Raw genomic sequence first — 8,127 nt, 5'->3', positions numbered from 1 at the left:
CCACCGAGATCTACACTCTTTCCCTACACGACGCTCTTCCGATCTAAAAACAATCCTTACAATTAGGGAATAAAACCCTATTCATAGTAATATTTTTTATACTTAGTTATGTTATATGGCTTTTTACTTTTTCTGTTTATAGATATTTAGCTACAATTTTGTCTATTAGTGGAATAGTGATGATTCTATTAGTTAAGGCTTTAATTATTAATAATGAGAAAAGTAGGATAATAGTTATTAGTACTTTTACAGTTATAATTATCGTTTTTACTAGGTACTTTGATTTAGGTTTTTACCTAAATACTGCTGATACTAATTATAAACAAGTAAGTATTAAGGATATCAAACTTGAGGATGCTGCTATTATACTTTTAGGTGGTACTACAATGAGTTATGTTATTCCACTAATTGATAGTAAAAATAAAATAGTGTTAGGAATGATTGAGATAAAGTATCCTTTTTATTTCAATAAACTTAAACAAAAAATAGCACAAAATAATAATAAAAATATCTATTTTATTTTTGATGTTAATAAGAATAAAGCAGTTTTAGAGAAATTACCAACTCTTAATTTACAATTAAAAACAGATGCTTGTAGTGATATAGAAACTATGGTTACAAAAAAAAATTGGCATAAATTAAAAATTTGTAAAGTAGTATCAAAATAGTTCTGTGGTAGTAATTAGTATAATAGAAGTTAATTGGTTGGGTTATAAGGATTTACTGATTTTTTAGTAAGTAATCTAATAGGAACGCCAAGAAGATTAAAGCTATGATACAATGCGGTCTGCAGATATCTTAAGTATGAAGTAGGAATTTCCTTATCCATATTTATCCATAAGGCAAAGGTTGGAGGGCGGGTTTTAGTTTGGGAAATATATTTAATTTTTAAACGTTTACCATTAATAAGGGGAGGAGGAGTTGTTTGTAATAACTGTTCTAACCACTTATTAAGTAAAGAAGTTGGTAATTTAGTATTCCATTTTTCATAAGTAATGAGAGCTTCATCCAAAATCTTAGTAAGATTAGTATTATTTAAAGCAGAGATTCCGATAATTTTAATACCCTTCACCTGATAAAACATTTTTTCTAAGTCGTTTTCTAATTTTTGAATAAGTAGTTGAGGTTTTTTTACTAAATCTATTTTATTTAAAATAATTATTAAAGATCTTCCTTCACTAATAATATATTTAGCAATATTAAGATCTTGTTTGGAAATCTCCTCGGAGGCATCTATTACTAACAATACGGTATTAGCAAAAAATATACTTCTAATAGTTTCGTTTTTAGATAATGCTTCTAATTTAGTGTCTATTCTTGATTTTCTCCTTAATCCTGCGGTATCTATCAGCTTAATTTTCTTACCTTTATAATTTAAGTAAATTGCAATAGCATCTCTGGTAATACCGGCTTTTTCTCCAGTTATTAAACGTTCCTCCTGAATAAGGGCATTAGCTAAAGTGGATTTGCCAGCATTAGGTTTCCCCACAATTGCAATACTTAAGTCAGGTAATTTAGCATCATAAAGTTCATCTTTGGGTTGATTAAGATTTTCTGCCTGGTGCTTTTCAAATAAAGGTAGTAAATATTCATGTAGGTCATCTAAGCCGATAGCAGCTTTAGCTGATAGAGACACAACTTTCTCAAAGCCTAATTCATAAGCCATTGGGCTATTATTAGCAACTTGCATTTTTTCAGTTTTATTTACACATACAATTACGGGTTTACTTAAAGAACGTAATTGTTTAGCTAAAAGCTTATCATGTGGAGTAGGACCAATCATGCCGTCAATTAAGAATAAGATACAATGAGCTTCCTCTATTGCTTTAATAGCTTGTAGCCAAACTTGCTGACTAAGATAATTTTTATCCTCAATGAATCCTCCGGTATCAATTATTTCAAATTGTAAATCAAAAAGATTGGCTAAAGCTTTTTTTCTATCTCTAGTTACATTATATACATTTTCAACAATGGCTATTTTCTTACCGACTAATAGGTTAAATAAAGTTGATTTACCAACATTAGTTCTACCGATAATTGCTACTTTAAACAAAACATACAACCTATTTAATATTTATAATATATATTGTTCCGTAAGAGCTTAGGAAGAATAATTGTTGATTAACAATGAGGGGAGAAGTATATAATTGTTCTTTATTTCCTAATTTTAAGGTAAATTGTGCTATAATTTCCCCATTTTTGCTAGAAACTATAAAGATTTCTCCTAAAGAATTAGTTATTAATAAATTATTATTCACAAGTATTGGACCAAACCATAATAATGGTTGGTTGGGTTGTTTGCTCTTAGAGAATAATTTTAAAGGAACATTAAAAATAGTCTTTCCTGTTTTTAAATCTAAAGTATATAAGAAAGCATTAGTATCTACTAAATAAATTCTATTTGCTTGAACTATAGGGGTAGAAATAGTGCCTATTTCTTTATGCCAAATGGAAGTATGATCATTTAGCTTATTTAAAGTAGTAATATTTGCATAGGAAGAGAATAATACCGTATTATGATTAATTAATAAGGGTGAGGCTTTAATATCAGCACTTAAGACAGAGGGTTTTCTAAGCCCTATTGATAAAACATTAGTTTTCCAAACAATTTTTCCGTTTTCTTTGCGTAAAAGTAGCATATCTCCACTAGATAAACCGACAATTAGATAATTTTGATAAAGAGTAGGGGAATATAGTTTTTGCAAAGCTAATCCGCTCTTTGAATTATTCACCTTCCAAATAGTTTTACCGCTATGAATATCTAAGGCAAAAATAGCATTGTTTGCTATTACAAATACGGTATTATCATCAACTATAGGGGTAGAGGAAATAGGATATAATAAATTAGTAGACCATTCAATTGTCCCTGAGAGAGTAGAAATAGCAGTTAAGATACCATTTTGTCCGCCTAGATAGAGGATATCTTTATTTAAAGATATCCCATTAATATCTCCCATATGTGCTAAAGCTAATTTTAAAAAATACTTACCACTAACAAAATTCATACCTATTAAGGTATTATTAGAAGATATAGTAAAAATATTATTTTTATCAATAATCAAATTAGGTAGAGTTTGCTTAGTTTTAAAAGATTCAGATACATTATAAGTCTTTGATAAACTAAAATTATAACTATTTAATACTACATTTGGAATACTATTCTGAATTGAATAATTTAAAAAATGCCAACTACTAAGATTAACAGGTTTACTAATAATAGCCGTGGTATCATTAGTAATAATAGTAGTAGGATCTTTAATTTTTTCAAATAAAGCTACACGAGTATTTTTAGCAGGAATAGTATTTTTATCAGTACCCTTACAAGCATAAACAAATACCAAGATAATAAATAATAATAAAGATTTAGATATTTTTGATAGCATGTTAGTCTAAGATTAGAGATGTTCCGTAATTAAAGACTTTAGATTAGTTATTCTAGTTTTTATACCAGCAGGAACATTATTGCCTTGTAAAATTTCATTGCTAAATTTATCAGCATCTAAGTATTGTTGTTCATTGATTAGTGCAATAATATATAATTCTAAATTATTATAATAAAAAGAACTTTCTTTTTTTAAAGCCGGTTTAATCATAGTAAGTAAGGATTTTGTATCGCTCTTAGCAGGATTATTAAAGTGTAGTATTAATTCAATGGTTTGGAGTAAATCTCTATATACAGTAGGTAAACTAATAGTTTGAGCTTGCTTGAGTTCTTTGAGAGCATCTTCGTAATTAGCATTACGCAGGGCTAAATTAATTTTTTGTAAATAAGCCAATAATTTATAAACATTCGTACTATCTTTAACAAGGATGTCTAAAGCGGTGATTGCTTCTTGATTATTATTCTTTGCTAACATAGTTTGAATATTATAAAAAGCATCACTATTTTTATTAGCTTTGTTAGTTACATAGGAATTATACAAAACATAGCTTGTAGCCATAATAATTAATATAACAATAAAGGCTGCTATAATATATTTGTATTTTTTAAGAAGCCTAATTAATCTATCTTTTTTTAGGTCTTTTTCTAGTTCACTAATAAAATTTGCATCTTCTCTCTGCATAACATTATATCCTAATTTACTTTATATTATTAATAAAAGAATTCTTTGATTCCGGCTATTATATATTGGCACCCTAGAGCAAGTACCATTAAGGTTCCGATTACAATAATGGAATTTACAACACTTTTAGGTAATTTACTCATAATAATATCAGATAATAACAATAAAGACAAAGATAATAGTAAATTTACTAATAAAGCTAAAACTAGCATAATTTTTAGGGCAAAATTATCACCGATTTCTTCTGTTAAAATTATTGTTAAACTAATAGCAGCAGGACCTGCTATTACAGGTATGGCAAGAGGAAAGGCTGAAATATCTTTATTCTGAGTGTGAGTATTTACATCCTCCTCAACCATAGAAACTGTAGAAAGAGGAGTATTGATAAAAGTCAATAAAGCATTTAGAAATAATACTAAGCCACCACTTATTTTTATAGCAGAAATACTAATGCCTATACTGTGTAAGGGAGATACTCCGAAAAAGATCAAAACTGCCAAAAAAATAAAAGCTATGGAAGTACCTTTAATTGCCATAACGCGTTTTTGAGCCGGTAAATATTTTGATACCACCGGAAGAAATAAAGTTAATGTAACTACAGGAGATACCACTACTAAATATGTAAGAAGATAAGTTAGAAACGAATTAAATAATAACATGTTAAGTACTTTGATTTTTGATAGTAGTTATTCTTTGTTCAAGTTTTGGTAAAATTATTTCTTTTGGTAAAATCATTTCTCTATTGGGTAGGATAATATCAATTTTTTCTAAAAATAGAGTAGTATTAAGAAGGATAGGATAAAAATAAGATTTTGTAGCAATAGTAGTATTCTTAATAGTATAAGAAATAAATAATAATGTTACTGTAATTAATATTAAGCCTTTTATTAAACCAAGAATAAATCCTAATAATTTATCTACATAGATTATCATAATATTAGAATTTTCATTAATATGAATTCTTTTAAAAATTATTGCTAAAATAAGGGAAGTAAGGAAAAATATTATTAATACACTGATAATTTGAGAGATAATCTTTTCTTTAAAGTAATTTGAGAGTAAGGGTGCTAGAAAATCTTTTAAAAGATAAGCTAAACAAATAGCTAAAACAATTCTAGTACAATTTAGAATTTCTTTCATAAAGCCTTTTATATATGACATAATGCCAAAAAGCAATAATAATGCTATAAAAAAATAATCTATAATCTGAAGGCTGTTATACATAGTAAATAGTTTAAGATATTATTTTAATTAATTCAAACATATTAGATAGTTCCTTAATATTTATTTTATCATGAGGAAGATTAGCCTTAATTTTTTTAGGAACTTTAGGAATAATAGCATGTGTAAATCCTAAGCGATATGCCTCAATTAGTCTTTTTTCTAGGTGAAAAGCAGACCTAATTTGTCCTGACAAACTAATTTCTCCTATTATTACGGTATTAGAAGCAATAGGATGATTTTTTAGAGCCGAGAGTAAGGAGGCACACATTGCTAAATCAAGAGCCGGTTCGGTAATTTTTAAACCTCCTGCAATATTTAAATAAACATCTTTATTATTATACACATAGCCGTATCTAGCTTCAAGGACTGCCATAATCATAGATAATCTATTACTCTCTGCTCCTACCACCGCTCTTTTAGGAGTGGCAAAAGTAGAATTTACCAGTAAAGATTGTACCTCTACAAGCACCGGACGTGACCCCTCAATTGCAGGAAATACTGCACTGCCACTAATATTATGTTGATACTCACTTAAAAATAATGCTGAAGGATTAGCGATTTCTTGTAATCCCTGTTCACTCATTTCAAAAACCCCAATTTCATCACTGGCTCCGAAACGATTTTTTACAGCCCGTAAAATTCTAAAATAATTATTTTTTTCTCCCTCAAAATAGAGTACGGCATCAACCATATGTTCTAATACTTTTGGTCCTGCAATTTGTCCTTCACGGGTAACATGCCCTACCATAATTAAGATTATATTATTCTTTTTACAAAAATTAATTAAACTATTTGCACATGCTCTAACTTGTGATACACTTCCCGGAATAGAATCTATCTCATTTAAATATACGGTTTGGATAGAATCTATAATTAAAACATCAACTTTTTTGGTAGTCTCTAGGGATACAATGATATCATTTAAAGAAGTAGCCGTTGCAATATTTAAATTTGAAGTATTAACTTTTAGTCTAAGGGCTCGGCTTTTTAGTTGCTCAATAGACTCTTCACCGGATATATAATAACATTCATAATTATTAGATAATTTTGATACTACCTGCATAAGCAGAGTAGATTTTCCAATACCAGGGTCTCCACCTACTAATAAAGCAGAACCGATTACCATTCCTCCGCCACAAACCCTATCGAATTCTTTAATATTAGTGACAAATCTTGGTTTTAGCATACTAGGAGTATTAAGATTAGCAAATTCAATTTTATTAGGATTAATATTTGAGGTGATAAATTCTGAAGAATTTTCTTCAATAGTATTCCAGCTATTACACACAGCACAAGTACCAGACCACTTTTGATAAATAGTATAACACTTGCTACAAAGGTATTTTGCGGTTTTTTTAGCCACGTTAGAGTTTTATTGTTTGGTAAAATTTGCCTGAGTAGGTCTACTCATAGCACTAGCAATATTACTCGGTCTTTGAGGAATATTGTAAGATCTAGGCTTAAGCATAGGGCTGTTTTGTGTGGTAGTAACTCTAGTAGGGGTTCTAGGTGTAGCTTTCAAGGCAACGGATGATGGTACATAAGCAGTTGCTTTTACAGGAGAAGCTTTAGGCGTAGGATAGGTATTACTTTGAGCTTTTTGGTAATTAGAAGCCTGATAATTAATAGGGTTATAATTCTTAATATAAGGCTTTAAATCAACAGAAGTATTATCAAGCTCAGTTTCTAGAGTTCCTATGGGTTCCTGAGTAGAGTTAGGTTTGATATACTTATTAACATTAAGATATTTATTTGGAGCTGTACTTTTTTTATATTTATTAATAATATCATTAGCAGTTAGTGTTGGTATAGAACTTTCTTCTTCTTCTTTTAGTGCAGTAGTAGTGTTAACTTTAAGATACTTAGAAGCATCATATTTTTTTATAGAAGCCTCTGTAGTAGTAGCCGGAGTTTTCAGATATTTACTCATAATTCCTGTAAGACGATCTGTTTCTGTAATATTTTCTGTTGGGGTAGGGGCATTATCAGATTTGTTAATATATTTTAAATAACTCTTACTGGTATCGGTTTTGGGTATGTAAGTACTAGCTAGGGATGCCTCCGAAGGATTTTGTTTTTGTGGAAGATAAGTATAATCTTCTTCTATTTCATTTTCTTTAAATGATACTGTTTCTGGTGGAGTTTCTGGTGGATTACGTAATGAATAAGTTGCTTCTTCTAAAGCATGCATTTTATCACGTTCTTCATAGGCTTTAAGCTTTTTAGTTAGCTCTAGTACACGATTAGTTTCTGTTTCCAAACCTTGAGTTGCAGATTCTAATTTATGAGCTTCTTCTTCTAAATGCTGAGTTACTTTCTCTACCGCTAAGGCTTCTTCTTCTAATTTATTCAGCTCTGTTCGAATGTTATTAGTACTGTTTTCTAATTCTTCAGCTGAGGATTGTAAAGTTGTACTTTTATCAATAAATTTATCAGTAGACATAAGTTTCTCTGAGTTATTTTCTAAAGTAGTAGCTTCTTTTTCTAATTCTTGGATTTGATATTCTAAGAGCTTAACATCTTTTTCTAGTTTTAGAGCTTTATTTTCAACATTGTTTAGAAGAGTAAGAGGTTGGTTTTCTCCTGTGAAAAGAATTTTACCTTCTTCAATATTATTGTCTTTTGCGAGGTTTACCTCTACTATAGCATTACTTTTTGCAGGTGATATTTCTCTGGATTTAATCTCTTCTGAGTTATCCTCTACTTGTTTAAGATTTATTTTAATAACATCTTCTTGGTTAGTAATTTGTGGCGAAGATTCTTTATCATTAAAATTTGGTGCTAATATAATATTTTCCGGTGAAGATATATCTTTTTTGGTAGTTTCAGGAAGATGATT

At 29.1% G+C, this 8,127-nt stretch carries 8 protein-coding genes; 1 reads left to right on the top strand and 7 read right to left on the bottom strand.

What is annotated here, in order from left to right; genetic code table 11:
* Window positions 1-179: 179 nt before the first annotated feature.
* Complete coding sequence (locus ACQCX0_RS03985) at window positions 180-668, top strand: hypothetical protein (RefSeq protein ID WP_465029883.1); 489 nt, start codon at window positions 180-182, stop codon at window positions 666-668.
* Between the two features lie 29 nt (window positions 669-697).
* On the opposite strand, the gene der is transcribed toward ACQCX0_RS03985, so the two are convergent.
* The 7 genes from der to ACQCX0_RS03950 all read right to left on the bottom strand — a co-directional run.
* Window positions 698-2,053: a ribosome biogenesis GTPase Der gene (gene der / locus ACQCX0_RS03980; protein WP_462562883.1), complete on the bottom strand. Its 1,356-nt coding sequence runs from the start codon at window positions 2,051-2,053 to the stop codon at window positions 698-700.
* Between the two features lie 10 nt (window positions 2,054-2,063).
* Window positions 2,064-3,383: a PQQ-binding-like beta-propeller repeat protein gene (locus tag ACQCX0_RS03975; protein WP_462562882.1), complete on the bottom strand. Its 1,320-nt coding sequence runs from the start codon at window positions 3,381-3,383 to the stop codon at window positions 2,064-2,066.
* Between the two features lie 12 nt (window positions 3,384-3,395).
* Window positions 3,396-4,064 (bottom strand): tetratricopeptide repeat protein, encoded by a 669-nt coding sequence (locus tag ACQCX0_RS03970; protein ID WP_462562881.1) that lies wholly within the window; start codon window positions 4,062-4,064, stop codon window positions 3,396-3,398.
* Between the two features lie 29 nt (window positions 4,065-4,093).
* On the bottom strand, window positions 4,094-4,723 hold the full coding sequence (locus ACQCX0_RS03965) for a MarC family protein (protein ID WP_462562880.1): 630 nt from the start codon (window positions 4,721-4,723) through the stop codon (window positions 4,094-4,096).
* Window position 4,724: 1 nt separating this feature from the next.
* Window positions 4,725-5,288, bottom strand: coding sequence for a CvpA family protein (locus ACQCX0_RS03960; protein WP_462562879.1), 564 nt, complete (start codon window positions 5,286-5,288; stop codon window positions 4,725-4,727).
* Between the two features lie 10 nt (window positions 5,289-5,298).
* On the bottom strand, window positions 5,299-6,651 hold the full coding sequence (radA, locus tag ACQCX0_RS03955; protein ID WP_462562878.1) for a DNA repair protein RadA: 1,353 nt from the start codon (window positions 6,649-6,651) through the stop codon (window positions 5,299-5,301).
* Between the two features lie 9 nt (window positions 6,652-6,660).
* Window positions 6,661-8,127: hypothetical protein (locus ACQCX0_RS03950; RefSeq protein WP_462562877.1), on the bottom strand; the 1,467-nt coding region annotated here is incomplete at its 5' end.

Source organism: Candidatus Hepatincolaceae symbiont of Strigamia maritima (genome assembly GCF_055505085.1).
The sequence above is the reverse complement of the archived record's forward strand: the minus strand, read 5'-3'. Positions and strand labels throughout refer to the sequence as shown.

Bases quoted from the DNA above. Each gene is read 5' to 3' on its own strand.
- ACQCX0_RS03985 (WP_465029883.1), top strand. From the start codon at position 180: ATGATTCTATTAGTTAAGGCTTTAATTATTAATAATGAGAAAAGTAGG.
- ACQCX0_RS03975 (WP_462562882.1), bottom strand. From the start codon at position 3,383: ATGCTATCAAAAATATCTAAATCTTTATTATTATTTATTATCTTGGTA.
- ACQCX0_RS03970 (WP_462562881.1), bottom strand. From the start codon at position 4,064: ATGCAGAGAGAAGATGCAAATTTTATTAGTGAACTAGAAAAAGACCTA.
- ACQCX0_RS03965 (WP_462562880.1), bottom strand. From the start codon at position 4,723: ATGTTATTATTTAATTCGTTTCTAACTTATCTTCTTACATATTTAGTA.
- ACQCX0_RS03960 (WP_462562879.1), bottom strand. From the start codon at position 5,288: ATGTATAACAGCCTTCAGATTATAGATTATTTTTTTATAGCATTATTA.